The sequence below is a fragment of the Streptomyces sp. TLI_053 genome (assembly GCF_900105395.1).
Taxonomy (GTDB): domain Bacteria; phylum Actinomycetota; class Actinomycetes; order Streptomycetales; family Streptomycetaceae; genus Kitasatospora.
The window spans coordinates 2,505,793-2,529,957 of sequence record NZ_LT629775.1 but is presented as its reverse complement, the minus strand read 5'-3'; the positions used below and the strand labels follow the sequence as shown (position 1 = coordinate 2,529,957).

The 24,165-nt window shown below is 75.3% G+C and carries 20 protein-coding genes; 12 read left to right on the top strand and 8 right to left on the bottom strand.

The window, feature by feature from the left end; all coding sequences use genetic code 11:
• Positions 1-19 precede the first annotated feature (19 nt).
• The gene (gene hppD, locus BLU95_RS10035) at positions 20-1,234 is read right to left on the bottom strand and encodes a 4-hydroxyphenylpyruvate dioxygenase (protein WP_093859704.1); all 1,215 of its coding nucleotides are present in this window, start codon (positions 1,232-1,234) and stop codon (positions 20-22) included.
• Between the two features lie 218 nt (positions 1,235-1,452).
• Complete coding sequence (locus tag BLU95_RS10030; protein WP_093864765.1) at positions 1,453-2,919, bottom strand: phosphoribosyltransferase family protein; 1,467 nt, start codon at positions 2,917-2,919, stop codon at positions 1,453-1,455.
• A gap of 353 nt (positions 2,920-3,272) precedes the next feature.
• Here BLU95_RS10030 and BLU95_RS10025 point away from each other — a divergent pair, with 353 nt between their 5' ends.
• The 5 genes from BLU95_RS10025 to BLU95_RS10005 all read left to right on the top strand — a co-directional run bounded on the left by BLU95_RS10025 (position 3,273) and on the right by BLU95_RS10005 (position 7,345).
• Complete coding sequence (locus BLU95_RS10025) at positions 3,273-4,430, top strand: 3-dehydroquinate synthase family protein (RefSeq protein ID WP_159424836.1); 1,158 nt, start codon at positions 3,273-3,275, stop codon at positions 4,428-4,430.
• 248 nt (positions 4,431-4,678) lie between these two features.
• Positions 4,679-5,932, top strand: a complete 1,254-nt coding sequence (locus BLU95_RS10020) for a dehydroquinate synthase/iron-containing alcohol dehydrogenase family protein (protein WP_107452505.1) — start codon at positions 4,679-4,681, stop codon at positions 5,930-5,932.
• Entirely contained in the window at positions 5,929-6,495 is a 567-nt protein-coding gene (locus tag BLU95_RS10015; protein ID WP_093859701.1) for a hypothetical protein, read from the top strand. Before BLU95_RS10020 ends, BLU95_RS10015 begins: the two co-directional genes overlap by 4 nt.
• Positions 6,492-6,902 carry a pirin family protein gene (locus tag BLU95_RS10010; RefSeq protein ID WP_093859700.1) on the top strand — a complete coding sequence of 137 codons (411 nt, stop codon included), beginning with the start codon at positions 6,492-6,494 and terminating at the stop codon, positions 6,900-6,902. The genes BLU95_RS10015 and BLU95_RS10010 overlap by 4 nt, the downstream gene beginning before the upstream one ends.
• A gap of 263 nt (positions 6,903-7,165) precedes the next feature.
• Complete coding sequence (locus BLU95_RS10005; protein ID WP_093859699.1) at positions 7,166-7,345, top strand: hypothetical protein; 180 nt, start codon at positions 7,166-7,168, stop codon at positions 7,343-7,345.
• 90 nt (positions 7,346-7,435) lie between these two features.
• Here BLU95_RS10005 and BLU95_RS10000 read toward each other — a convergent pair whose 3' ends face one another.
• Entirely contained in the window at positions 7,436-9,775 is a 2,340-nt protein-coding gene (locus BLU95_RS10000; protein ID WP_093859698.1) for a GAF domain-containing sensor histidine kinase, read from the bottom strand.
• Positions 9,776-10,049: 274 nt separating this feature from the next.
• On the opposite strand from BLU95_RS10000, the gene BLU95_RS09995 reads away from it, so the two are divergent.
• From BLU95_RS09995 to BLU95_RS09985, 3 genes are all read left to right on the top strand, one after another.
• On the top strand, positions 10,050-10,682 hold the full coding sequence (locus tag BLU95_RS09995) for a response regulator (protein ID WP_231978722.1): 633 nt from the start codon (positions 10,050-10,052) through the stop codon (positions 10,680-10,682).
• A gap of 191 nt (positions 10,683-10,873) precedes the next feature.
• Positions 10,874-13,180: a sensor histidine kinase gene (locus BLU95_RS09990; RefSeq protein WP_093859696.1), complete on the top strand. Its 2,307-nt coding sequence runs from the start codon at positions 10,874-10,876 to the stop codon at positions 13,178-13,180.
• Positions 13,181-13,354: 174 nt separating this feature from the next.
• Positions 13,355-14,698, top strand: coding sequence for a M28 family metallopeptidase (locus tag BLU95_RS09985; protein ID WP_231978504.1), 1,344 nt, complete (start codon positions 13,355-13,357; stop codon positions 14,696-14,698).
• A 75-nt stretch (positions 14,699-14,773) separates the two neighbouring features.
• Here BLU95_RS09985 and BLU95_RS09980 read toward each other — a convergent pair whose 3' ends face one another.
• Both BLU95_RS09980 and BLU95_RS09975 read right to left on the bottom strand, forming a co-directional pair.
• Complete coding sequence (locus BLU95_RS09980; RefSeq protein WP_093859694.1) at positions 14,774-16,474, bottom strand: acyl-CoA dehydrogenase family protein; 1,701 nt, start codon at positions 16,472-16,474, stop codon at positions 14,774-14,776.
• Between the two features lie 63 nt (positions 16,475-16,537).
• Complete coding sequence (locus tag BLU95_RS09975; protein WP_093859693.1) at positions 16,538-17,101, bottom strand: PadR family transcriptional regulator; 564 nt, start codon at positions 17,099-17,101, stop codon at positions 16,538-16,540.
• Positions 17,102-17,302: 201 nt separating this feature from the next.
• Here BLU95_RS09975 and BLU95_RS09970 point away from each other — a divergent pair, with 201 nt between their 5' ends.
• The gene (locus BLU95_RS09970; RefSeq protein WP_037778888.1) at positions 17,303-17,773 is read left to right on the top strand and encodes an SPW repeat protein; all 471 of its coding nucleotides are present in this window, start codon (positions 17,303-17,305) and stop codon (positions 17,771-17,773) included.
• Positions 17,774-17,937: 164 nt separating this feature from the next.
• Here BLU95_RS09970 and BLU95_RS09965 read toward each other — a convergent pair whose 3' ends face one another.
• Together BLU95_RS09965 and BLU95_RS09960 are read right to left on the bottom strand one after the other, a co-directional pair.
• Positions 17,938-19,329 (bottom strand): class II fumarate hydratase, encoded by a 1,392-nt coding sequence (locus tag BLU95_RS09965; protein ID WP_093859692.1) that lies wholly within the window; start codon positions 19,327-19,329, stop codon positions 17,938-17,940.
• 235 nt (positions 19,330-19,564) lie between these two features.
• Positions 19,565-20,287: a carbon-nitrogen hydrolase family protein gene (locus BLU95_RS09960; RefSeq protein ID WP_093859691.1), complete on the bottom strand. Its 723-nt coding sequence runs from the start codon at positions 20,285-20,287 to the stop codon at positions 19,565-19,567.
• A 190-nt stretch (positions 20,288-20,477) separates the two neighbouring features.
• Here BLU95_RS09960 and BLU95_RS09955 point away from each other — a divergent pair, with 190 nt between their 5' ends.
• A complete protein-coding gene (locus BLU95_RS09955) occupies positions 20,478-22,391 on the top strand; it encodes a cholesterol oxidase substrate-binding domain-containing protein (RefSeq protein WP_093859690.1) in 1,914 nt (637 codons plus the stop codon).
• Positions 22,392-22,419: 28 nt separating this feature from the next.
• Here BLU95_RS09955 and BLU95_RS09950 read toward each other — a convergent pair whose 3' ends face one another.
• Positions 22,420-23,019 carry a helix-turn-helix domain-containing protein gene (locus tag BLU95_RS09950; RefSeq protein WP_093859689.1) on the bottom strand — a complete coding sequence of 200 codons (600 nt, stop codon included), beginning with the start codon at positions 23,017-23,019 and terminating at the stop codon, positions 22,420-22,422.
• A 69-nt stretch (positions 23,020-23,088) separates the two neighbouring features.
• Here BLU95_RS09950 and BLU95_RS09945 point away from each other — a divergent pair, with 69 nt between their 5' ends.
• Both BLU95_RS09945 and BLU95_RS09940 read left to right on the top strand, forming a co-directional pair.
• Positions 23,089-23,856, top strand: a complete 768-nt coding sequence (locus BLU95_RS09945) for an AzlC family ABC transporter permease (protein WP_093859688.1) — start codon at positions 23,089-23,091, stop codon at positions 23,854-23,856.
• Positions 23,856-24,164 carry an AzlD domain-containing protein gene (locus BLU95_RS09940; RefSeq protein ID WP_093859687.1) on the top strand — a complete coding sequence of 103 codons (309 nt, stop codon included), beginning with the start codon at positions 23,856-23,858 and terminating at the stop codon, positions 24,162-24,164. Before BLU95_RS09945 ends, BLU95_RS09940 begins: the two co-directional genes overlap by 1 nt.
• Position 24,165 lies beyond the last annotated feature (1 nt).

Here is a 24,165-nt window from a genome sequence, read left to right as displayed (position 1 = left end):
CCCGTGGGGCGGGCCGGTCTCAGAGGTTGCCGCGGGCGTCCTGCTCGCGCTCGATGGCCTCGAAGAGCGCCTTGAAGTTGCCCTTCCCGAAGCCCAGCGAACCATGCCGCTCGATGAACTCGTAGAAGACGGTCGGGCGGTCGCCGATGGGCTTGGTGAAGATCTGCAGCAGGTAGCCGTCCTCGTCGCGGTCGACCAGGATGCCGCGGCTCTTCAGCTCCTCGATCGGCACCCGGACGTGGCCGATCCGCTCGCGCAGCTCGGGGTCGTCGTAGTACGAGTCGGGGGTGTTGAGGAACTCGACGCCGCGCGAACGCAGCACGTCGACGGTGGTGAGGATGTCGTTGGTGGCCAGCGCCATGTGCTGGCAGCCCGGGCCGGTGTAGAACTCCAGGTACTCGTCGATCTGCGACTTCTTCTTGGCGATGGCCGGCTCGTTGAGCGGGAACTTCACCCGGTGGTTGCCGCTGGCGACGACCTTGGACATCAGCGCGGAGTAGTCGGTGGCGATGTCGTCGCCCACGAACTCGGCCATGTTCACGAAGCCCATGACCTTGTTGTAGAAGGTGACCCACTCGTCCATCTTGCCGAGCTCGACGTTGCCGACCGCGTGGTCCAGCGCCTGGAACAGGCGGCGCGGCGAGCCCTCGGGGTGCTTCACCCGGCTCTGGGCGGCGATGTAGCCCGGCAGGTAGGGGCCGGTGTACCGGGAGCGGTCGACCAGGGTGTGGCGGGTCTCGCCGTAGGTGGCGATCGCGGCGCGGCGGACGGTGCCGTGCTCGTCGGAGACGTCGTTCGGCTCCTCCAGCACGGTGGCGCCCTGGGCGCGGGCGTGCGCGATGCACTTGTCGACGTCCGGCACCTCCATCGCCAGGTCGACGACGCCGTCGCCGTGGCGGCGGTGGTGGTCCAGCAGCGGGCTGTCCGGGGCGACGCCGCCCTTGATCACGAAGCGGCAGGAGCCGGAGCGCAGCACGTAGGCCTTGCGGTCGCGGCGGCCGGTCTCCGGGCCGGAGTAGGCGACCAGCTCCATGCCGAAGACGACCTGGTAGAACTGGGCCGTCTGGGTGGCGTTGCCGACCACGAACACGACGGCGTCCTGCGCGGTGACCGGGAACGGGTCGGTGGCGGGGTCGTGCTCGACGAGGCCGACGAGGCGGCGCAGCTGCTCGGCGTCGAGACCGGCCTCGCGCTCCTCGGGGGTCAGCTCAAGGGCGTGGGACTGCGGGGTCATCGGTCGTTCCTCCACATTGAGGCCTCGGCGTTGAGGCATCCGCTGGTGGCGGCCGCGCCGCTGGGTGGGTGGGCAAGGCTGCGCGGGCGGTTGAGCCGAGAGCTTGCTCCAGTCGGGGTGGTTGGGCAACAGGTCGGGTTTTCACTGTTCAATGTGTACAAGGTGATCAGGAAATCGCCGATCGGGCTGTGCAGAATGACCGGCCGATCGGCGAGGTTTCACGGGTTCTGCGTAACGGCCTCCGGCGGGTCCCCGGGGGCCTGCGGGTTCCCGGAGGCCTGCGGGCCCCCGCCGGAATGCTCGACGAACCAGTCGCGGGCCAGCTCGGCGACCCGGTCCAGCGTGCCGGGCTCCTCGAACAGATGGCCGGCGTGCGGGACCACCGCCAGTTCACTCTCGCAGCGCAGGTGCTCGCGCGCCCGCCGGTTCAGGTCGATCACCTCGAGGTCCCGGCCGCCGACGACCAGCAGGGTCGGCGCGGTCACGGCGGCCAGCGTGCCGGGCCCGGCGAGGTCCGGCCGCCCGCCCCGGGAGACCACCGCGGCCACCCCGTCGCCGAGCCGGGCGGCCGTCCACAGTGCGGCGGCGGCGCCGGTGCTCGCGCCGAACAGAGCGAGGGGGAGGGGCGGGCCGACGGGCGGTGCCGCCGCCGGGTCCACGGGCAGGGCGCGGGCGACGTCGGTCAGCCGGGCGCCGAGCAGGGCGACGTCGAAGACCTTCCGCCGGTCCGGCGCCTCGTCCTCGGTGAGCAGGTCGAACAGGAAGGTGGCCAGCCCGGCGCGGTTCAGCTCCTCGGCCACCCGGCGGTTGCGCGGGCTGTGCCGGCCGCTGCCGCTGCCGTGGGCGAACACCACGATGCCGCGGGCGCCACCGGGGACGGTCAGCCGGCCGGTCAGCCGGACGCCGGCGGCGGGGAGGGTCAGCTCCCGGTCGGCGGCGGGTCCGGGTCCGGTGCCGGTCGCGGTGCCGGGAATGGTCACGGGTCCGGGTCCGGTGCCGGTGCCGGTGCCGGGTTCGGGTCCGGTGCCGGTAGCGGCTTCGGGGACGGGCCCGGCTTCGGCCTCGGCGAGCCGGCGCAGCACCTCGGCGTCCCCGGTCTGCGAGAAGTCGGCGTAGAACTCGCCGATCGCGAAGAACGGCGAGGGCGTGCCGACGCACACCAGCTCGTCCGCGACGTCGCCGAGCCGTTCCGTCCAGTCCTCCGGCGCCACCGGGACGGCGAGCACCACCCGCCGGGCGCCGCGCGCCCGCACGATCAGACAGGCGGCCCGCGCGGTCGAACCGGTCGCCACGCCGTCGTCGACCACGACCACCGTCCGCCCGTGCAGGTCGACCGGTGGCCGATCACCCCGGTAGCGGCGGGCCCGGCGTTCCAGCTCGGCCCGTTCGCGGGCCTCGACGGCGGCCAGCTCCCCCGCGGTGACCCGTGCGGGGCGCAGCACCAGCTCGTTGAGCACCCGCACCCCGTCCTCGCCGATCGCGCCCATCCCCAGCTCCGGCTGCTCGGGGACGCCCAGCTTGCGGATGACGCAGATGTCCAGCGGTGCGGCGAGCGCGGCGGCCACCTCGGCGGCCACCGGCACCCCGCCGCGCGGCAGCGCGACCACCACGGTGCCGGGGTCGCGCAGGTGGGCGAGCCGGGCGGCCAGCCGGTGGCCGGCGTCGGTGCGGTCGGCGAAGTGGATGCGGGTGGCGGGCATGGGTGCGGCCTCTCCGTTCCACCGTACGTCGCCGGGGCGGCCGGACGGACCGCGGTCTCCCGGGGACCGGCCGTCCCCGGGACGCGACCGCACCCCGGACGGCCGGACCGGGGCGCGGTCCCGCCCGGGGCCGGGACGGGGATGGGGCCGTCCACCCGTGCAACCGGGACGGCGGGCGCGGCACCGTGGCGACAGCGGCCCGGCGGGCCCGTCCCTCGTCCGCCGGGCCCTCCCTCCGCGTCCCCCTGCGTCCCCCTGCGTCCGCCCGCATCCACCCGCGCCCGCCCTGCGCCGTCCCGTGCGGCCCGGGGAGCCGACCCGCTCGAAGGAGCCGACCCGTGAACGTCCCCCGAACCCAGCCCGGCCCCGCTCCCCTCGGGCCTCCCCCCACCCCGTCCGCCCCCGTCGCCGCCCCCGGAGGTCCCGGAGACCCCGGAGGTCCCGGCGGGCCGGGGCTCCGCTTCGTGCCCGGCCTGCTGGATCCGGGCAACCCGGCGCTCGCCGCGGCCGGCGGTCCGCCCGGACGCCGGCTCGTCGTGGTCGACGCCCGGGTGCACGAGCTGCACGGCCACCGGCTCCGCCACTACTTGGACACCCGGGGCGTCGACCACGAGACGCTGGTGCTGCCCGCGCACGGGCAGGTGAAGACCATGGACGCGGTGTTCCAGGTCGCCGACCGGATGGACTCCGTCGGGATCTCCCGCCGGGGCGCGCCGGTGCTGGCGGTCGGCGGCGGCGCGCTCGCCGAGGTGGTCGGGCTCGCCTGCACCCTCTACCGCCGTTCCACGCCGTTCGTGCGGGTCCCCACCACCCTGCACGGCCTGTTCGCCCATCGCCCCGAGGCCGAGACGCTGGTCGATCCGGCCTTCCTGGTCACTCTGGGGCGCCGCCATGTCGCCAGTGGTCTCGCCGAGGTGCTCAAGGTCGCGCTGATCGCGGACGCGGACCTGTTCGGGCTGCTGGAGCGACGCGGCCGGGACCTGCTCGACACCCGGTTCCAGGCCGCCGGCATCGGCGCGGCCGTGCTCGCGCGCGTCGTCGGAGCCACGGTCGGCGGTGGTACGGACGGCGGTGGTAGGGACGGCCGCGAGCGCCTGGGGCACTACGGGCACACGTTCAGTCCGACGGTGGAGACACGTGCGCTGCCGGAGCTGCTGCACGGCGAGGCGGTCTGCGTCGACATGGCGCTGAGCACGGTGGTGGCCCGGCGCCGGGGCCTGGTCGACGAGGGGCAGGCCGAACGGATCCTCGGGCTGATGCGAGGGCTCGAACTCCCGGTCTGGCACCCGCTGCTGGAGTCGATCGCGCTCGGCGAGGCGCTCGCCGGCACCGTGCGCCGCCGCGTCGCGGGGCGGTGGCTGCCGCTGCCGTCCGGGATCGGCGCGGGGGTGCTCGTCGACGACCTGGGCGGGCGTGAACTCGTCGGCGCGGCCGGGTGGTTGCGCGCCCGGTCGGCGGTGACGGCCGCGGGGTGCGCGACGGCGCTCGACGGCTGACGGCGTCCGCCGACCGCAGCAGCCTCGCCGCCGCCGTGCCCGAAGCCGCCTCTGCCCGAAGCTGCCCCTGCTCGAAGCGTCCGCGCCCGACGCTGCCCGGCCCGCAGCTGCCGCGCCCGAGGCCCCCGCGCCCCACGGCCCGGGTGTCCCGCCCGGTGGGCAGGGCACGGACGGGCTCCGGGGCTCAGGCGCCCGGGGCGACGGACAGGACACGCTGGGCCTCCGACCCCGAACGGGAGGAGGCCCCCATGCGTCGCAGTGCCCGGTTGGACCGGCGGATCCAGGCCAGTGCCGCGCACCTCACCCTCGCGGTCCGCGGCGACGAGCGTTCCTGGGGCGAACTGGGCGCGCGGATCGCCGAGTTCGACGCTCGGCGGTTCGTCCTCGTCACCGACGGAACCGCGCCCCCGGAGCAGCTCGCCCGGGTCCGCGCGCTCGCCGAGGCCCGAGCGCCCACCGTCCTGCACGAGGTCCGCGCGCAAGCCCCGCGCGAGGTCCGCGCGGGGCCCCTCCCCACCGACCCGGCCACCGGCGGCCGGACGGACGCCGGGACCCTCCCCGACGGCACGGTGATCGCGGTCGGAGGCGAACGCGCCTGCGCCGTCCCGGCCGCCGTCCGGGTGCCGACCGACCTCGCCGCCGCCTGCGGTCCCGCCCTCGCCCTGCACCGTCCGGTGCCGGCCGCGCTGGCCTGGGTCCGCTCCGACCTGCTCGCCGCCGGGCCCGCCGCGCGGACCAGGGCCGGGCTCGTCGCCGTCGTCCGGCACGTGCTCGCCGTCTGCCCGGCCCACGGCCCGGCGCTCGCGAGCCTGCTCACGCCCGCGGCCCGCCACGACGCCCGGACCCTGACCGCCCTGCTCGCCCTGTGCGCCGACGCCCGGGCCGCCCTGGTCTGCTTCGACCCGGACGAGACCGGCCCCGCCCTCGCCCTCGGCTACGGCCGCAGCCTCGCCGCCGCCGTGCGCGCGACTCCCGGTCCCGCGCCGGCGCCCGGCGACGCCGACGCCCTGGGCCTGCTGCTCGCCGCCGCGGTGGCGGCCCGGCTCGGGCTGTCCGCCGGCCCGTCCGGCCGGGCCCACCGGGACCTGCTCGCGCGCAACGGTTCCGCGACCGCCCTGCCCGCCGGGGCGGACCTCGACCGGCTCGCCGCCGCGGCCGTCGCCACCACCCGGCCCGGTCTGCTGCTCCTCGCCGACCTGGGACGTCCGTACTGCGTCGACGGACGGCTGCTGACCCCGGTGGACGGCGCGGTGCTGCGGGCCGCCGCGGGCGACCTGGCCGTCGGCGCCGCCCGGCCCGCCCGGGTCGCCGTCCCGCACAGCCGGGCTGCTGCCGGGACCGGCCCGGGCGCGGTGCCGAACCGGGGGGACGGGCACCCGGCCGCCGGCCGGGAACAGGACGGGACCGCGTCCCCGTGCGGCCGGGACGGCAGGCGCAGCACCGTGGAGACCAGAAGCGGCCCAGCAGGGACCGCAGCTCAGCAGAAGGAGTTCCCGTCATGACGGGCACCGTCATCACCGACCTCCGCCGCCGCGGTGCCGTCGACCCGAGCCGGGTGCTGGCCGGACCGCTCCGTGCGGTCGGACTGCAGTGGCTCGACCCGGGGCGCAGCGTCGAGGTCGCCGCCGAGGGCGTCGAACGCGCCCTCTACATCACGGCCGGCTCCGGCACCGCGACGGTGCCCGAGGCCGGGACCGACGCGTCGACGGTCGCCGACTCCGCATTCCCGCTGGTCGAGGGCACCGCCCTGACCCTGCCGTTCGGCGCGCGCACCGTGCTCACGGCCGGCACCGCCGGGCTCGAGTACTTCCACGCGATCCTCGCGGTCGCGGGCCGCCCGGGCGGTGCCACCGCCCACCCGGCGGCCGGGCGCCCGACCACCGAGCAGCCGACCACCGAGCAGCCGGTCACCGAGCAGCCGGTCACCGAACGTCCGGTCGCCGAACGTCCGGTCACCGAGCACCCGACCACCAACGGCGCCCCGACCACCAACGGTGCCCCGGCCGCCGACACCCCCGACCGTCCCGAGACCCCGCCGAGCCCCGAAGGAGGCGACGCACGATGATCGTCACCACCGCCACGGCCGCGGCCACCGTCATCCTCGGCCCGAACGGCGAACGCGTCCGCGTCCGCTGCCTGGCGCGCCGGTCCATGCTCACCAGCGCCTGCGAGACCTTCGACCACCTGCGGCTCAGCCCCGGCGCGCACCACGCGCTGCCGGGGCGGTCCGACGGAGAGACCGTGCTGTTCGTGGTCCGGGGATCGCTGCTGGTCGGCCGGACCGCCGATGAGCCGGACCACCTGGCCGTCGACGGCGATCTGCTGCTGGCGACCCGGGGCTGTCCGCTGCGGCTGGAGGCCGGCCCGCTCGGCGCCGAGGTGCTCTGCCTCGCGCTGGACGCGCCGCGCCGCACCACCGCGACCAGGAACTCGCTGGCCCGGCGCCGCGCCGAACGGCGCAGCCGGCCATGACGGCTCCCGCGGCGGTCCTGCCGCCCGGCCGCTCCGTTCCCCGACCGCCCCGTTCCCCGACCGCTCCGCTTTCCGGCCACCGGCCCCCGCCACCCCGGCGGGGGCCGGTGGTTCGGTGTCGACGGTTCGCGTCCGCGGACCCGTCCTGGGACCGGAACAGGACGGCAGGCCCATGTGCCCGGGGCGCGCCGCCGACCAGAGTGGGGGGCGGAGCGGTCGATCGGTCGGACCGCTCGGGGAGAGAAAAGTCTGGAGCACCACTCATGGCAACGAACACGAGAACGAGGACGTTCGGCGTCGCCTCCGTAGTCGCCTGCATCGCCACCGCCACCGTGATCATCAGGAGCGCCGCCGGCGCGCTGGCCAAGGCGGCGGCGCCCGCCGACGGGACCACGGCCACCGAGCACCGCTGCAAGCCCGGCGAGAAGGACTGCAAGAACTGACCTCCGCCGTCCCGCCCCCGTCGCCCCCGTGCCCCCCGTGCCTCACCGCGCGGGGGCACGGGGGCACGCGTGGGGCACCCGGCGGAACGTTCAGGCGCCGGGCCGGGGGCTGCGGAAGGGGTGGCGGGGGAGGACGGCGAGGACCCGGGTGCCGTTGGTGGGGAGGCTGCCGACGGTGCAGCGGCCGCCGATCTCGGCCGCGCGGTCCGACATCGACCGCAGTCCGACCCCGGCGGCCCGGTCCGGGGCCGCAGGTCCGGCGTCGCCCGGCTCGTTCGAGCCCGTGCCAGTGTCGGCCGAGCCGGGGTCGGCCGAGCCGGGGTCGACCGGGCCCGGGTCACCGGGGCCCGGGTACTCGTCGGGCGCCTGGGGGTCGCCGAGGCCGATCCCGTCGTCCTGGACGGTCAGCACGAGGTTCTCCTCGTCCACCCGCAGGGCCACCTCGGCGTGCCGGGCGCGGGCGTGTCGGAGCACGTTGTTCAGCGCTTCGGCGGTGATCCGGTAGGCCGCCACCTCGACGGCGGCCGGCAGTTCCGGCAGCGGGTCCGGCCGCAGCGCGGTGCTGACGGCGAGGCCGTCGCCGCTGAACGTGGCCGCCAGGTGCTCGACGGCCCGGGTGAGGCCGAACTCGCCGAGCGGTGCGGGCCCGAGCCGGTCGGTGATCCGCCGCACCTCCTTGATCGTCAGCGCCAGGTCGTCGGAGATCCCCCGCAGCGTCAGGGCCAGCGCGTCGGTTCCTCTCCCGGAGGCCGGGCCGGCCGGGCCGGCCGCGCGGCCCGACCCGGCCGCAGTCGCCGCAGTCGCCGCAGTCCCGGCAGTGCCCGCAGTCCCGGCAGTGCCCGCGGCCCCGGCGGCCGAGGCCGCGTTGTCGACCCGCAGCCGCAGCCCCGCCAGCGCCGGTCCGAGCCCGTCGTGGATGTCCCGGCGCAGCCACCGCCGTTCCTCCTCCCGCGCCGCGACGATCTGTTCCCGGCCGGCCTGGAGGTCCTCCCGGAGCCGCAGCGATGCGACGGCCGGCGAGGCCTGGTCCGCCAGCGAGCGCAGGATGTCGACGTCGCTGGGGTCGAGCCGCTCCTCGCCGGCCCGCAGTCCCACGGTCAGCTCCCCGATCGTCGTGCCGTGGTGGACCAGCGCGAAACCCTGGACCGGTCCGTCCAACCGCCCCACCGCGGCCAGCGGGCGACGCCCGGCCCTGGTGGTGACGGCCAGTGCCACACCCGGCAGCCGCAGTTCCTCGGCGACGGTGCCGCAGAGCGCGGACGGCAGCCGCTCCGGGTCGACGACCTGCCGGACCTGCCCGGCCAGGGTGCGGAGCACCTGGTAGGGCTGGGCGCGTTCGCCGTAGTAGAGCCGGTCCACGAGGCCCGTCGCCCGCCGGCCGGCCCGGGGCAGGCCCGCGCCCAGGGCGAGGAGCAGGGCGATCAGCAGCAGGGCGGCACCGCCGCGGCCGGGCACCAGCCAGCCCGAGAGCACGGTCGCGCAGACCACGAACACCACGGTGAGCCCGGCGGCGAGCAGCAGGCCGCCGAGCACGGACCGGGCGGCCCGGTCCAGCCGCCACCCGCCGTCGCGCACCACCAGGTACGCCACCGCGACCGCCCACACCGCGCCCGCCGCCGTGAACAGCGAGTAGCTCAGCCAGTACTCGTACTGGAACCGCCGGGTGTAGTAGTCCTGCATTCCGGCCCAGAGCAGGTAGGCGCCGAGCATGCCGGCCAGGTGGGCGCGGTGACGGGGCGCGCTCCGGCGGAGCAGCCGGACCAGCAGCACGGCGGCGGCGACACCGATCAGCAGGTAGTTGACCGGGTCGTAGAGGCGGTCGAGCTGGTCGGACACGGAGCCGAAGGCGTTCGCGACGGCGCTGTCGGCGAGCGGATTCGGCCGGCCGAACACGGTCGCGCGGTCCAGGAAGGACATGGTGTCCGGGAGCACCCACGCGGTGACGGCGCCGATGTACCACCACCACCTGCGACCGGTGAGCCGTCCGGCGGGCAGCCAGAGCGGCAGGACGTAGAACAGCGTCTGGCTGACCGTGTCGCACACCGCGCGCACCACGGCGGCAGCGCCGACGAGACCGGGGTCGGAGACCTCCACCCAGACGGGCGCGGCGGCCGCGCTCGGCAGCATCGACGTCAGCGCGTAGAGGAGCATCACCCAACCGAGTGGATTTCCCGGACGGTGGGCGTGCAGCAGCATGCCCGCGGCGGCGGTGGGCAGCGCGTAGACCAGGATGGCGAGCTGGTCGCGGGGGGCCTCCACCCCGGGCGCGTCCAGGTGGACCAGCACGTAGCAGACCCAGAGGGCGGCGACCGCCAGGCAGAGCACGGTGAGCGCCGCGGCCCCGGTGAGCCGGCGCTGTGCGGGCGTCCGGCGCGGCGGGACCCCGGCGGGCGTGCGCGGCAGGGGCGGGAGAGGGGTCACCGTGGTCATGGCACCGCCTAGGGACGGGTGAGGGTGGGTCCACCGGGGGGCGGTCGCCGGGTCGGAGGCGTTCCCACCAGTCTCGGCCGCCCGTTGTCCCGGGCGCATGGGGCAGCGGTCTCGTTCGCCCGGCCGACCCGGCGGCCCCGGCGTCATGATCACGGAAAGTCACACCGGCATCGCTGGTAGTGTCGGCCGGGTGGATGAAGAGCAGCCCGCCGAAGACCCCCGCGCCGGGGGACCGCAACCGGACGAGGCGCCGTCGGCCGGACCCGTACGGGTCCTGATCGTCGACGACCACCCGTTGTTCCGGGAGGGGCTGCGGGCCGCCCTGGAGAGTGCCGAGGGCATCGTCGTCGTGGCCGAGGCCGAGCGCGTGGGCGACGTGCCGGAGGCGGTCGCCCGGCACCGTCCGGACATGGTGGTCATGGACCTCTCCCTGCCGGACGGCTCCGGGCTGGAGGCCACCCGCCGGCTCTCCGCCGACCGGCCGGCCCCGCCGGTGCTGATGCTCACCATGGCGGACGACGACGGGAGCCTGCTCGCCGCGCTCCAGGCGGGGGCCCGCGGCTACCTGGTGAAGGGCGCGGGCCGGGAGGAGGTGCTGCACGCGGTGCGGACGGTCGCGGCCGGTGGCGCGGTGTTCGGCGCGGACGTGGCGGAGCGGATCACCACCCTGCTGGCCGGCGCCCGGGTGCGGGAGGCCGGGCAGCTCTTCCCGGCGCTCACCGCCCGCGAGGCGGAGGTCCTCGACCTGGTGGCCCGGGGGCTGGACAACCGCCGGATCGCCCGCGAGCTGGTGGTCGCGGAGAAGACGGTGCGCAACCACGTCACCCACATCTTCGAGAAGCTGCACGTCGCCACCCGGGCGGAGGCCGTCGCCCGGGCCAGGGACATGGGCCTCGGCGACAGCTGACCCGCCGGCCCGCCGCCGCCCGTCGGGCCACCCGGCAGGCAGGCAGTTGCCGGGGCGGGCCGCGGGCCCGGGGACCGCCCGGCGGACCCGCGGGCCGACGGCCGCCCCGGGTACGACCGGGACCGGGACCGGACCGCCGTCCCGCGCCCCCGGGACGCCAGGAAGCCGAGGATGCGGGAGAGGAGGCTCTCATGAGCGAACCGGCCGCGACCCCGGCCACCACCGGGACCGGGCACAGCCCCGCACCCACCGCGCCCGCCGGGCCCGCCGCGCCCACCGGGCTCCCCGCCGCGTCCGCGCGGCAGCCGGCCCCCCGGCCGGGCCGCCGGGCTGCGCCACCCCGGCGCAGCGGCCTCACCCCGGCCGCCTGGGTCTGCGCGGCCACCCTGCTCAGCGGATTCGGCTGGGTGCTGCTCGCCGTCACCCACCAGGACGCCGCCTGGGCCGTGCCGTTCTACCTCCACGACGGCGAGACCGTCCTGCTCGGCTTCGCGTTCGCGCTCTCCGGGCTGCTCATCCTCGCCCACCGCGCCGGACCCGGCGCCGACGGGCCGGCTCCCCTCCGGCCCTCCGACGGCAGCCCCGGCCAAGGCCCCGGCACCGGCCCCGGCCCCGAGTCCGAGCCCGCCCCGGCCGGGGCACCGGTCGGCCGCAGCCTGGGCCGCTGCCTGCTGGCCGCCGGACTCGGCGGCTGCCTCTCCCGCTTCGCCCTCCTCGCGGGCGCCGCCGCCGACGCCGGACCGGCGGTGCAGGCCCTCGGCGCCGCGCTGCTGCTCGCCTCGGTCACCCTGTTCGTCTTCGTCTCCCTGGCCCTGCCGCTCTGGCTGCCCGAGGGACGGCTGCCCGGCGGGCCGGGCCGCGCGTTCGTCGTCGCCGTCGCCGTCTGGAGCGCACTGCACGCCTGCGCCGTGCGGCTCGGCACCCCGCTGCCCTACTTCGGCGACGTGCTCGTCCCGGACGGCCGCGGACTGCCGCTCGACGAATGGCACGCGACCCTGGTCGCCTGGGGCATCGTCGCCACCAGCCTGACCGTGGCCGCCGTCCGCTGGCGCCGCTCGGCGCGGCCGCACCGCGGCGTCACCGCCGTGCTGGTGCCCTACCTGGTCTGGCTGGTCACGACCAACATCGCGCTGCGGATCGGCAGTTCGGAGAGCGTCGCGGCGGTGGCCTACTTCGCCGGGTCGGCGCTGTGGATGCTCGGCGCGGTCGGCTACGCGTTCACCCGCGACCGCTCCCGCTACCTCGACCGGGCGACCCGCCGGATGCTCAGCGTCCTCGCGCTGATCGCCCTGCTGATCGCCGGTTACCTCGGCATCGCCCTGCTGCTGCGCCGTGCCCTGCCGACGGCCAGCAACACCGGCGCCCAGCTGCTGGCGGCCGGGGCGCTGGCCATCGGCGGACTGCTGGGGCCCACCACCCGCTGGGTCGTGCGGGCCGTCGACCGCTTCTACTACGGCGACCGGGCCCGCCCCTACCAGGTGGTCCGGGAGCTCGCCGAACGCCTGAGCCGCGCCGTCAGCCCGGCCGACGCCCCGCCGCTGCTCTGCGACACCGTGGTGGGCGCCCTCGGCCTGCCCGGCGCCCGGGTCGTCCTGCACACCCGCACCGGACCGCACGAACTGGCCTCCGTCGGCACCGTCGGCCCCGACAGCCAGGTGTTCCCGCTCAGCTACGAGGGCGCGGTGATCGGCGACCTCTACGCGCCGCCGCGGGCCGGGCAGCCGGAGCTGGACGCGCAGGACCACGAGGTGCTCCGCTTCCTCGCCGACCAGGCCGCGCCCGCGATCGCCTCGCTGCGCATGTACGAGGAGCTCCAGCGCGGGCGGCGGCAGATCGTGCTCGCCCGGGAGGAGGAGCGCCGCCGGCTGCGGCACGACCTGCACGACGGGCTCGGCCCCACCCTCTCGGGGCTGCGGCTGGGGGTCGACACCGCCAGGGCCGTCGTGCCGGAGGACTCCCCGGCGGCCCGCTCGCTGCGGGCGGTGTCGGCGGGGATCGGGCAGGCGATCGACGAACTGCGGCGGATCACCGAGGGGCTGGCGCCCGCCGCGCTGGCGGGGGAGGGGCTGGCGGTGGCGCTGCGGCGGCTGGTCGCGGAGCTGGACGGGCCGCGGGTCGGGATCGCGCTGGTGCTGGACCCGGACCCACCGCCGGCGCTGGCCGCCGCGGTGGAGGTGGCGGTGCTGCGGATCAGCGGCGAGGCGCTGCACAACGTCCTGCGCCATTCGGCGGCCGGGCAGGCCCGGCTGACGCTGCGGGTCCGGCCGGAGGCGGTGGTGGTCGAGGTCTGGGACGACGGCCGGGGCTTCCCCGGGGGCCGCCCGGAGCCGGTCGGCGCCGACGGGTCCCGTCGGGCCGGGTCGGGGCTGGGGCTGCGCTCGATGGCGGAGCGCGCCGAGGAGCTGGGCGGCCGCTTCAGCACCGGCAACCACGACGGCGGCGCCCTCGTCCGGGCGGAGCTTCCCCGCACCCCGGACCGCCCGGCCTCGGACGGCTGACGGCCCCCGCGGTCGCCCTTCTGACCGCCGCCTCTTGACGGGGCCGGAGGTTCCCTCAATCATCATGGTCGCGTCAACTTTGCGATGCGGCCGGCCCCACACCCCCTCAACACCCCAATGCCGCCCGCGGAGTGGCGCGCTTCCGTTCTGCCCCATCAGATATCGGAGCCTCCATTGACCGAGCGCGCCCCGAGGCGATCCCGCCTGCGCCGATCCGCCCTGTCCGCCGCCGCCGTCGTCACCCTCGCGGCCGCCCTGCTGACCCCGGCCGCGGCCGCGTCCCCCACGACGCCCGTCGCCGCCCCGTCGGCCGCGGCCGCCGCCCCCGACATCCCGGTGGCCAACGTCAAGGCCCACCTCGCCCAGCTCCAGTCGATAGCCACCGCCAACGGCGGCAACCGCGCCCACGGCCGGGCCGGCTACAAGGCCTCGATCGACTACGTGAAGGCCAAGCTGGACGCCGCCGGCTACACCACCGCGCTGAAGACCTTCAGCTACAACGGCTCGACCGGCTACAACCTGATCGCCGACTGGCCGGGCGGCGACACCTCGCACGTCGTGATGGCCGGCGCCCACCTGGACTCCGTCACCGGCGGGCCGGGCATCAACGACAACGGCTCCGGCTCCGCCGGCATCCTGGAGACCGCGCTCGCCGTCTCCCGGGCCGGGCTCACGCCCTCCAAGCACCTGCGGTTCGGCTGGTGGGGCGCCGAGGAGTACGGCATGATCGGCTCCAAGAACTACGTCAACAGCCTCTCCAGCGCCGACCGTTCGAAGATCGACACCTATCTGAACTTCGACATGATCGGCTCGCCCAACCCCGGCTACTTCACCTACCGCTACGACAGCGCGCTCGACGCCCTGTTCCGCGACTACTTCGCCGGTCTCGGCATCAGCACCGAGCAGGACTTCGAGGGCGACGGCCGGTCCGACCACGCCCCGTTCCAGGACGCGGGCATCCGGGTCGGCGGCCTGTTCAGCGGTGCCGACTACACCAAGACCAGCGCCCAGGCGGCCAAGTGGGGCGGAACGGCGGGCCAGCCCTTCGACCGCTGCTACCACTCCTCCTGCGACACCAGCGCCAACATCAACGACACCGCGCTGGACCGGATGAGCGATGCCGTCGCGTACGCGATCTGGACCCTCTCGGCCGGCGGCACCACCCCGCCCACCGGCACCGTCTTCGAGAACACCGCCGACGTGCAGATCCCGGACAACGGGGCGGCGGTCACCTCGGCCGTCACCGTCACCGGCCGTACCGGCAACGCGCCCGCCGCGCTCCAGGTCGGGGTGGACATCAAGCACAGCTACCGCGGCGACCTGGTCATCGACCTGGTCGCGCCCAACGGCACCTCCTACCGCCTGAAGGGCTCCAGCAGCGACTCCGCGCCCAATGTGCAGACCACCTACACCGTGAACGCGTCCGCGGTGGCCGCCAACGGCACCTGGAAGCTCAAGGTCCAGGACGTCGGGCCGCAGGACACCGGCTACATCGACAGCTGGAAGCTCACCTTCTGACGGTCCGCCGGTGACACGACTCCGGGGGTGCCGGTCCGCCGACCGGCACCCCCGGGTCCCCCACGGGCGGGGCGGCTACTGCGCCATCTCGTAGGCGCCCGAGAGCGCCTCGACCATGCCCCACACCTTCGCCGTCCGGGCGCCGTCCGCGACCGGGCGGCGGACGTGCGCCAGCGCCCACGCCGCCTGCGCCTCGGTGGTGGACGCCTTGCCGTGCAGCTCGGTGGCGTGCGCGGAGAAGTCCCGCACCAGCGCGTCGAAGACCTGGTCCAGCAGGTCCTGGTCCAGCCCGGTGAGCTCGGCCTGCTCCAGCACCAGCTGGCCGTAGACGATCAGCGCGAACAACTGGCCGATCTCCAGCAGGAAGTCCAGGTCGGCCTGCTGCTCCGCGCTCGGCGCGTGCTCCAGCAGCAGCGCGCAGAAGCCGTCGGCCTGCTCGCGGAACCGGGCGACGTTCGGCAGGTGCGCGTGCGCGTCGTAGGCGGTCCGCCAGTCGTGGAAGCGGATCGCGCCCAGGCCCCGGGCCGGGCCCTGCCGGAACAGGAAGCCGTCGTCGGCGGCGTCCCGGCGGGTCGGCACCGCGGGGTACTCGGCCGGGGCGAACAGGTAGTTGGCCATGAACTTGAGGATCAGCGCCAGGTTGACGTGGACGGTGCCCTCCAGCTTCGGCAGGCCCCGGATGTCCTTGGCGGCCTTGTCGAAGTAGGTGTCAGCCTCGAAGCCCTTGGCCGCGATGACGTCCCACATCAGGTCGATGACCTTCTCGCCCTCAGTGGTGACCTTCATCTTGGTCATCGGGTTGAAGAGCAGGTAGCGGCGGTCCTCGGGGGAGGCGGTCCGGAAGTAGTCCACCGAGCGGGCGGCGAACAGCTTCATGGCCACCAGTCGCGCGTAGGCGTCGGTCAGCTCGCGCCGCACGTGCGGGAAGTCGGTGACCTTCTTTCCGTAGAGCACCCGGTTGTGGGCGTGCGTCACGGCCTCGTACATCGCGTGCTCGCAGATGCCCACGGAGGCGGTGCAGAGGTTGAACTTGCCGACGTTGACGGTGTTCAGCGCGGCGTCGAAGGCGGCCTTGCCGGTGTGCAGCACGTCCTCGGCGCGGACCGGGTACTCCTCCAGCCGGAACTCGCTGACGTACATCTGGGCGTTCACGACGTTCTTGACCAGGTGGTACGCCTCGTGGCGGCTGTCGGCGGCGAAGAAGACGTAGCCCTCCGGCCCCTCGACGTCCGAGCGGCGGCCGAACACCGAGACCAGGCCGGCGACGTTGCCGTTGCCGATGTAGTACTTGGAGCCGGTGGCGGTGAAGCCGCCCTCGCCGTCCGGGGTGAGGATCATGTCGGTCGAGTAGATGTCGGCGCCGTGGCTGCGCTCGGAGAGCCCGAACGCCATCACGTGGCCCTCGGCCAGGAGCCTGGCGGCCCGCGCCCGGACGGCCTCGTTCTCGCTCTGCCAGACCGGGCCGAGGCCCAGGATGGTGACCTGCCAGGTGTACCAGTAGCCGAGGCCGTAGAAGCCGAGGATCTCGTTGAGCTCGGCGATCCGGGCGGTGTCCCAGCGCTTGTCCGGGTCGGCCGCGGACGGCGTCAGGAACTCGGCGAACAGGCCTTCCTTGGCGGCGAATTCGAGGAAGTCGGCGTACCAGCTGCGATCGATGTAGGTGTCGATCAGCGCCTTCTTGCCGCGCGACTCGAACCAGTCGACGGTCGCGCGCAGCAGCCGGCGGGTCGGCTCGTCGAACTGCGCGGGGTCGTAGGAACGCGGGTTGAAGAGCATCGCGGGCTCCCGGGGGTCGAGGGTGGAGAGCTGGGTGGAGGGTGGGACGAGGAGCACGGAGGGTCAGTCGGCGGGGCCGGCGGCCTCGGCGGCCAGCTCGCGCAGGGTGGCGAGGACGTCGTCCAGCCAGGCCAGCGTCATCCGCTCGTACTCGATGCCGCCGCGCAGCACCACGTGCTGGAGCCGCTGCCGGGCGTCGAGCGTGTCCGGTTCGGGGAAGTCGCGCCCCTCGCCGTGGAGGTAGTGGGCGAGCAGGGCGGCGTGGCCGTCCCGGTGCCGTTCGACCTCGGGGATCAGGGCGGCGGGGTCGTCGAAGGCCGCCGCGCGGATCCGCACGGCGAGCTCGTGGCGGACCGTCTCGGCCTCGACGGGCTCGCGCAGCCAGGCGGCGAGCGCGGTCCGGCCGGGCGCGGCCGCCGAGTACACCTTCTTGTCCGGCCGCCCGTCCTGCGCGACCTCCTCGACCGAGACCCAGCCGTCCGTCTCCATCCGCCGCAGCACCCGGTAGATCTGCTGGTGGGTGGCGGTCCAGAAGCGGCCGATGGACCGGTCGAAGCGCCGGGCCAGCTCGTAGCCGGAACCGGGTCGTTCCAGCAGCGAGACGAGGATCGCGTGCTCCAGTGCCATGAGCGGCATCCTGCTATGCAACGAGTTGCATACGCAATGGCCGCGGGCGGGGTTGAGACGGAGGTCACCCGGTCGGGCGGAGGGGGCGGACCGGCGGGCGGGCAGGGTAGCTTCCCCGGCGAAAAGGTGCAAAACGGTCCAACGGCGCCAGAATGGTACTGGGCTTGCGCCCCCATGTTCCGCACGTAGGAGGTGGTATCGGTGTCTACCCAGATCCCGATGGGCATGGAGCACCATCCGGACATCGTCGAACTCCGGGAGCACTACGAGCGGGTCACTCTGACCCCACGGGCCCAGGCCGTCGAGGCCCTGGCCGTCCTGGCCGGTCTGTTCCTGGCGGCCTCGCCATGGATCGTCGGCTTCACCGCCTTCAGCACGCTGACCGTCACCTGCCTGATCGTCGGCATCGCCTACTGCGTGCTGATGGCCGGCTACGGCTCGGCGTACGAGCGCACGCACGCACGGGCCTGGGCCGCGACCCTGCTCGGCGCGTGGACGTTCGTCTCCCCCTGGGTCGTCTCGGGTGAGGTGAACCGGGGCAAGAACATCGTGACCTGCATGATCGCAGGTGGCGTGATGTTCCTGCTGGGGCTCGCCGCCATCTCGATGGCCACCATGACGTCGAACGGAGCCGCGATGCGGCTCGGCCGGGCCGGCCGAGCCAAGGGCTGACGTCCGACGGAAGCCCGGAACCCGGGGCGCGGAACGGCGAGGCCGCCGTCCGCGCCCCGGGCGCGTGCCGCCCGGGGCCTGCCGTCCGGGGTGCCTGCCCGTCCGCTGGGCCTGCCGTCCGGGAGCGTGTGCCGACCGGGACGGCTCGCGCCGTCCCCCGGGGGTTACGGCCGGGTCATCCGCAGCACGTCCAGGGCCTCGTCCAGCTGCCCGACCGTGAGCCGTCCCTGCTCGACGTACCCGCGCTCCAGGACCACCTGGCGGATCGTCTTCCGCTGCGCCAGTGCCTGCTTGGCGACCTTCGCCGCCTCCTCGTAGCCGATGTAGCGGTTCAGCGGCGTGACCACCGAGGGCGAGGACTCCGCGTACTCCCGGGCCCGCTCGACGTTGGCGGTGATGCCGTCCACGGCCCGGTCGGCGAGCAGCCGCGCGCTGTTGGCGAGCAGCCGGACCGACTCCAGGACGTTGCGGGCGATCACCGGCAGCATCACGTTGAGCTCGAAGTTCCCGCTCGCCCCGGCCACCGTCACGGTGGCGTCGTTGCCGATCACCTGGGCGGAGACCATCAGCACCACCTCCGGCAGTACCGGGTTCACCTTGCCGGGCATGATCGAGGAGCCGGGCTGGAGGTCGGGGAGGTTGAGCTCGCCGAGGCCGGTGCGCGGGCCCGAGCCCATCCAGCGCAGATCGTTCGCGATCTTCGTGAAGCCGACCGCCACGGTGCGCAGCTGGCCGCTGAGTTCGACCAGGCCGTCCCGCGCGCCCTGCGCCTCGAAGTGGTCCCGGGCCTCGGTCAGCGGCAGGTCGGTGGCGCGCGCGACCTCCTCGATCACCGCCGCCGCGAAACCGGGCGGGGTGTTGATGCCGGTGCCCACCGCGGTGCCGCCGAGCGGCAGTTCGGCGACCCGGGGCAGGGTGGCCAGCAGCCGCTCCCGCCCGTGCCGGACCTGCGCCGCGTAACCGCCGAACTCCTGCCCCAGGGTGACCGGGGTGGCGTCCATCAGATGCGTCCGGCCCGCCTTGACCACGCCCGCGAACTCCGCCGCCTTGCGCTCCAGCGCCTCGGCCAGGTGCTCCAGGGCGGGGATCAGGTCGTGGCTGACGGCGGCGGTGGCGGCGATGTGGATCGAGGACGGGAACACGTCGTTGGACGACTGGCTGGCGTTGACGTGGTCGTTGGGGTGGACCGGCCGGCCGAGGCGATCGCCGGCCAGGGTGGCGATCACCTCGTTGGCGTTCATGTTGGAGGAGGTGCCCGAGCCGGTCTGGAACACGTCGACCGGGAACTCCGCGTCCCACCGGCCCGCCGCGACCTCCTCGGCGGCGGACACGATCGCCCCGGCGGTCTCCTCGTCCAGGACGCCCAGCCTGGCGTTGACCCGCGCGGCGGCGGCCTTGATCCGCGCCAGCGCGGCGATGTGGGCCGGCTCCAGGCGCTGGCCGGACACCGGGAAGTTCTCCACCGCGCGCTGCGTCTGGGCCTGCCACTTCGCCGCGGCCGGCACCCGTACCTCGCCCATCGAGTCGTGCTCGATCCGGTACTGCTCGTCACCCATCGTGCGCTGCACCTCCTGAACGGTCCCGGTCGGACCGGGGGCCGGGGACCCCTGCGGATCCAGGGTCCCCGCTCCGGCCGGGTTCGGCTTTCCGCTGACCACAGCCGCGCGCCGGCCCGGGGTATTTCCGGCCGGTGCGCGGGTACGACATCGTGCCCGACCGCCCGACCGCCCGACCGCCCGACCGCCGTGACTGCGCGGCTGCCCGACCGCCGCGACCGCCCGACGTCGCCGGCTAGCCCAGGACGGCGGTCACGATCTCGCCGGTCCCGGTGCCGGCCTTGACGACCTCGCCGCCGTCCGGGGCCCACACGCCCGAGCCGCCGGAGCTGGCGGCGAACTCGCCGCTCGGGCCGGCGGTGGTCGACAGCACCACCCAGACGCCGTTGTCCGCCGCCCGGGCCGGGTAGCGGGCCGCCTTGGTGGCCAGCGCCTCCGGGCCCGCGCCGTACAGGGTGGAGGCGACGTACACCTCGGCGCCGAGACCGGCCAGCAGCTCGGCGTGCGCGGGGTTCGCGGCGTCGGCGCAGATCGCCAGGCCCAGCCGCCGGCCGTCCAGTTCCAGCAGGGCGGGCCGTTCGGCGGCGACGAAGCGCTCGGGCTCGTTCCCCCAGAGGTTCATCTTGCGGCAGGCGATCGTGGCGCCCCCGCCGGTGACGGCGAGGGTGGCGATGAAGTCGCGGCCGTCGGGGTCGGTCACCGGCGCGCCGACCAGCGCGGTGGCACCGGTCTCGGCGCAGGCGGCGACCAGCGGCGCGAGGCGCTCGTCGGACGGGTCGACCGAGGGCGCGGCCAGGTCGTAGCCGGTGAGGGAGAGCTCGGGGAAGACCACCAGCCGGGCCGCGGCGGCCTCCCGGACGGCGGCGGCGTGGCGCTCGACGTTGACCGCGACCGTGTCGGGCCGACCCGGTTCGGCGCAGGCGGGCTGGGCGACGGCGACGGTCAGGGGCGCGGGCACGGTGGGGCCTCCGGAGCAGATCGGGGACGAGAATCACGATCAACCTATGAGCCCACCGGGAAATCCGGCAAGGTTCATACCTTCGAGTGAAGATCATGAGCCGGATCGGGGCACCCGCGCGACTGCTTCGTACGCTCACCCGGAATCGGGGGAGCGAGCGGACGAAAGTCCACCGGACACAGGGGCGGGCATGACGGCAGCACCGGACCACCAGCACCACCGGCACCACCACGGACAGGACCCGGCCGGAGGCGCCGCCACCGGCCCGGCGGCCGGGGAGCCGGAGGAGGGCGGCCTCAGCCGGCGCCGCCTCCTCGGCCTCTCCGCGGCGCTCGGCACCACCGGCTGGCTGGTCAGCGGCACCGTCGGACCGGACAGCGCCCGGGCCGCCGCCCCCGCACCGCCCGGACTGCCCGCCGGGACCGAAGTGTTCCAGCGCGTCTACCGGAACTGGTCCGGCGAGATCGGCACCGACCAGCTCTGGACCTGCGCCCCGCGCACGCCCGAAGAGGTCCCGGTGCTCGCCGACTGGGCCCGCGCCCACGGCTGGCGCCTGCGCGCCCAGGGCCACCGGCACACCTGGGCCCCGCTCACCGTCGCCGACGGGACCCCCGAGGCGGCCAGAGTGCTGCTGCTCGACACCACCCGCCACCTCACCGCCATCACCGCCGACTCGCCCACCACCGTCCGCGCCCGGACCGGCGCCACCATGGAGGCGTTGCTCGCCCACCTGGCCGACCGCGGCCTCGGCCTCACCGCCGTCCCCGCCCCCGGCGAACTCACCGTCGGCGGCGTGCTCGCGATCGGCGGCCACGGCACCGCCGTCCCCGCCGCCGGCGAAGCGCTGGCTGACGGCCACGGCTACGGCTCGGTCAGCAACCAGGTGACCAGCCTGACCGCGGTCGTCCTCGACCCGGCCACCGACCGCTACACCCTGCGGACCTTCGACCGGTCAGAGGCGGACAGCGCCGCCTTCCTGGTCCACCTCGGCCGGGCGTTCGTCACCGAGGTGGTGCTCCGGGCCGGCGCCGACCGCCCGCTGCGCTGCGTCAGCCGGCTGGACGTCCCGGCCACCGAGCTCTTCGCCCGCCCCGGCACCACGACCGGCCTCGGCGGCCTCTCCCGCCCGCGCACCTTCGCCGACTTCGTCGACCGCGACGGCCGGGCCGAGGCGATCTGGTTCGCCTACACCGACCGGCCGTGGCTGAAGACCTGGAGCATCGCCCCGGACCGCCCGCTCGGCTCCCGCGCCGTCGACGAGCCCTACAACTACCCGTTCTCGGACTCGATCCCGGAACCGGTCGCCCGGCTGGCCGGCGACCTTCTCGCCGGAGCCTGGGGAACCGCGCCGCTGTTCGGCCGGCTCCAGTACCTGATCGCCAAGATCGGACTCACCGGCGACCTCACCGACGTCCTGCTCTCCGGCGGGCTGATCCGCGACCTGCTCACCGGCGAGGTGCTCACCCACCTGCTGGCCGGCGGCCTGCACTCCGACCTCTGGGGCCCCTCCCGCACCCTGCTCCAGTACGTCCGCCCGACCACCCTGCGGGTCACCGCGAACGGCTACGCGATCCTCGCCCGCCGCGCCGACCTCCAGTGGGTGGTGGCCGAATTCGCCGACCAGTACCGGCGGCTGCTCGACGACTACCGGTCCCGCGGCGAGTTCCCGGTGAACGGCGCGGTGGAGATCCGGGTGACCGGTACGGACGACCCGGCCTGGTCCGGGGTGCCCGGCGCCCGGCCGCCGCTGCTCTCCGCGCTGCGCCCGCGCCCCGACCGGCTCGAGTGGGACACCGCGGTCTGGCTCGACGTGCTCGCCTTCCCCGGCACGCCCGGGCTGCACCGCTTCGCCCGGGACCTCGAACAGGCCCTGCTGCGCTCCTTCGACGGAACCCGGGCCGGTCTGCGCGTCGAGTGGTCCAAGGGCTGGGCCTACACCGAGGACGCCGCCTGGGCCGACGCGGACATGCTGGACCGGATCGTCCCGGCGAGCCACCGCGCCGGCGGCGGGGCCGGCTGGGACGAGGCGGTCACCGTCCTGGACCGCCACGACCCGCACCGGGTGTTCGGCAACCCTTTCCTGGACCGGCTGCTGAAGCTCTGACACCCGCCGGCCCGCCGGGGTGCCCCGCTCAGACGTGCTCCATCACGATCACCGCGAGGGTGCCCGGCGCCAGCGCCCGGAACACGTGCGGGGCGTCGCCCGGGTAGCTCACGTAGTCGCCCGGGCCGAGCTCGACGGGTGCCTCGGCCGGCCCGACCAGCGCCCGCCCGGTGCCCAGCAGCACATGCTCGACCGTGCCGGGCATGTGCGGGTCGGAGGCCCGGCTCTCGCCCGGCCCGGCCTCGATCCGGTAGATGTCGCGCCGGGCGTTGGGCGGGCAGGAGGCCAGCAGGGTCGCGGCGTAGTCGGCCCGCTCGGAGTGGGTGACCGGACCCTCGCCGGCCCGCACCACCCGGACCACCGGGCGGGGCGGGTCGACCAGCCGGCTGAACGGCACGTCCAGCGCGACGCCGAGCGCCCACAGCGTCTCGACGCTCGGATTGCCGACGCCCGACTCCAGCTGGGAGAGCGTCGACTTGGCGATCCCGGCCCGGCGGGCCAGTTCGGCCATCGAGAGTCCGGCGCGTTCGCGCTCGCGCCGGATCGACGCCGAGATCAGCCCGATCAGCTCGGTCCCGGATACGCCGGGGGTGGATCCGGATCCGGATCCGCTGCTGCTTCCACTCATCAGCGTTCGCTCCACAGGTCCATGCGTTCGCCTTGACGAACGACACCCTTTGGGTTCACTCTACTGGACATGCGTTCGCTCCTCCGAACCCTCGAACGTGCCACGCTCCGCGACATCGCCCTGGTGTGCCTCGCGGACGCCCTGGTCGGCGCCTCGTTCGGGGCGATCTCCGTCTCCGGCGGCCTCCCGATCTGGGTCCCGGTCGCCATGTCCGTCCTCGTCTTCGCCGGGGGCTCCCAGTTCGCCGCCGTCGGCATCGCGCTCTCCGGCGGCGGCGCGCTCGCCGCCGTGGTCACCGGTCTCGTCCTCAACGCCCGGCTGCTGCCCTTCGGCTTCACCGTCGCGGACACCCTCGACGGCCCGGTGTGGCGGCGGCTGCTCGGCGCGCAGCTGCTCACCGACGAGTCGGTCGCCTTCACCCTGCTCCAGGCCGACCCGCGACGGCGCCGGGCCGCGTACTGGGTGTGCGGCCTCGCCCTCTTCGTGATCTGGAACGCCTCCGTCCTGGTCGGCGCGCTGGCTGGCGGACTCATCGGCGACACCGACGCGCTCGGACTGGACGCGGCCTTCCCCGCCGTCCTGCTCGCGCTCGTACTGCCCTCGCTCACCGACCGCCGCACCCGCACCGCCGCCCTGACCGGCGCCGCCGTCGCCGTGGCCGCTACCCCGTTCGTCCCGGCAGGCCTGCCGGTGCTGCTCGCCCTGGCCGGGCTGCTGTTCGCGGGCCGCCCCGACGGCGCCGGCGACACCGCTGCCGACACCGCCGGCGACACCGCTGCCGCCGCTGCCGCCGCTGCCGAGGGTGAGCCCCGCCCGCTCGCCGAGGAGGTCCACTGATGTCCCTGCTCGCCATCCTCCTGCTGGCCGCCGGCACCTACGCGTTCCGGCTGGCCGGCCCCCTGCTCGGCAGCCGCCTCACCGTCTCGGACCGGCTGCGCCACCTGCTCGCCGTGGCCGCCGCCGTCCTGCTGGTCGCCCTGACCGCGACCGGCGCACTCACCGCGGGCAACGACTTCGCGGGCTGGGCCCGGCCGGCCGGCGTCCTGGTCGCCGGTGTCCTCGCGCTGCGGCGCGCGCCCTTCCCGCTCGTCGTGGTGGCGGCCGCCGGGACCACGGCGCTGCTGCGGCTGTGCGGGGTCGCCTGAG

Bases quoted from the DNA above. Each gene is read 5' to 3' on its own strand.
- hppD (WP_093859704.1), bottom strand. From the start codon at position 1,234: ATGACCCCGCAGTCCCACGCCCTTGAGCTGACCCCCGAGGAGCGCGAG.
- BLU95_RS10020 (WP_107452505.1), top strand. From the start codon at position 4,679: ATGCGTCGCAGTGCCCGGTTGGACCGGCGGATCCAGGCCAGTGCCGCG.
- BLU95_RS10015 (WP_093859701.1), top strand. From the start codon at position 5,929: ATGACGGGCACCGTCATCACCGACCTCCGCCGCCGCGGTGCCGTCGAC.
- BLU95_RS10010 (WP_093859700.1), top strand. From the start codon at position 6,492: ATGATCGTCACCACCGCCACGGCCGCGGCCACCGTCATCCTCGGCCCG.
- BLU95_RS10005 (WP_093859699.1), top strand. From the start codon at position 7,166: ATGGCAACGAACACGAGAACGAGGACGTTCGGCGTCGCCTCCGTAGTC.
- BLU95_RS10000 (WP_093859698.1), bottom strand. From the start codon at position 9,775: ATGACCACGGTGACCCCTCTCCCGCCCCTGCCGCGCACGCCCGCCGGG.
- BLU95_RS09990 (WP_093859696.1), top strand. From the start codon at position 10,874: ATGAGCGAACCGGCCGCGACCCCGGCCACCACCGGGACCGGGCACAGC.
- BLU95_RS09980 (WP_093859694.1), bottom strand. From the start codon at position 16,474: ATGCTCTTCAACCCGCGTTCCTACGACCCCGCGCAGTTCGACGAGCCG.
- BLU95_RS09975 (WP_093859693.1), bottom strand. From the start codon at position 17,101: ATGGCACTGGAGCACGCGATCCTCGTCTCGCTGCTGGAACGACCCGGT.
- BLU95_RS09965 (WP_093859692.1), bottom strand. From the start codon at position 19,329: ATGGGTGACGAGCAGTACCGGATCGAGCACGACTCGATGGGCGAGGTA.
- BLU95_RS09955 (WP_093859690.1), top strand. From the start codon at position 20,478: ATGACGGCAGCACCGGACCACCAGCACCACCGGCACCACCACGGACAG.
- BLU95_RS09950 (WP_093859689.1), bottom strand. From the start codon at position 23,019: ATGAGTGGAAGCAGCAGCGGATCCGGATCCGGATCCACCCCCGGCGTA.
- BLU95_RS09945 (WP_093859688.1), top strand. From the start codon at position 23,089: ATGCGTTCGCTCCTCCGAACCCTCGAACGTGCCACGCTCCGCGACATC.
- BLU95_RS09940 (WP_093859687.1), top strand. From the start codon at position 23,856: ATGTCCCTGCTCGCCATCCTCCTGCTGGCCGCCGGCACCTACGCGTTC.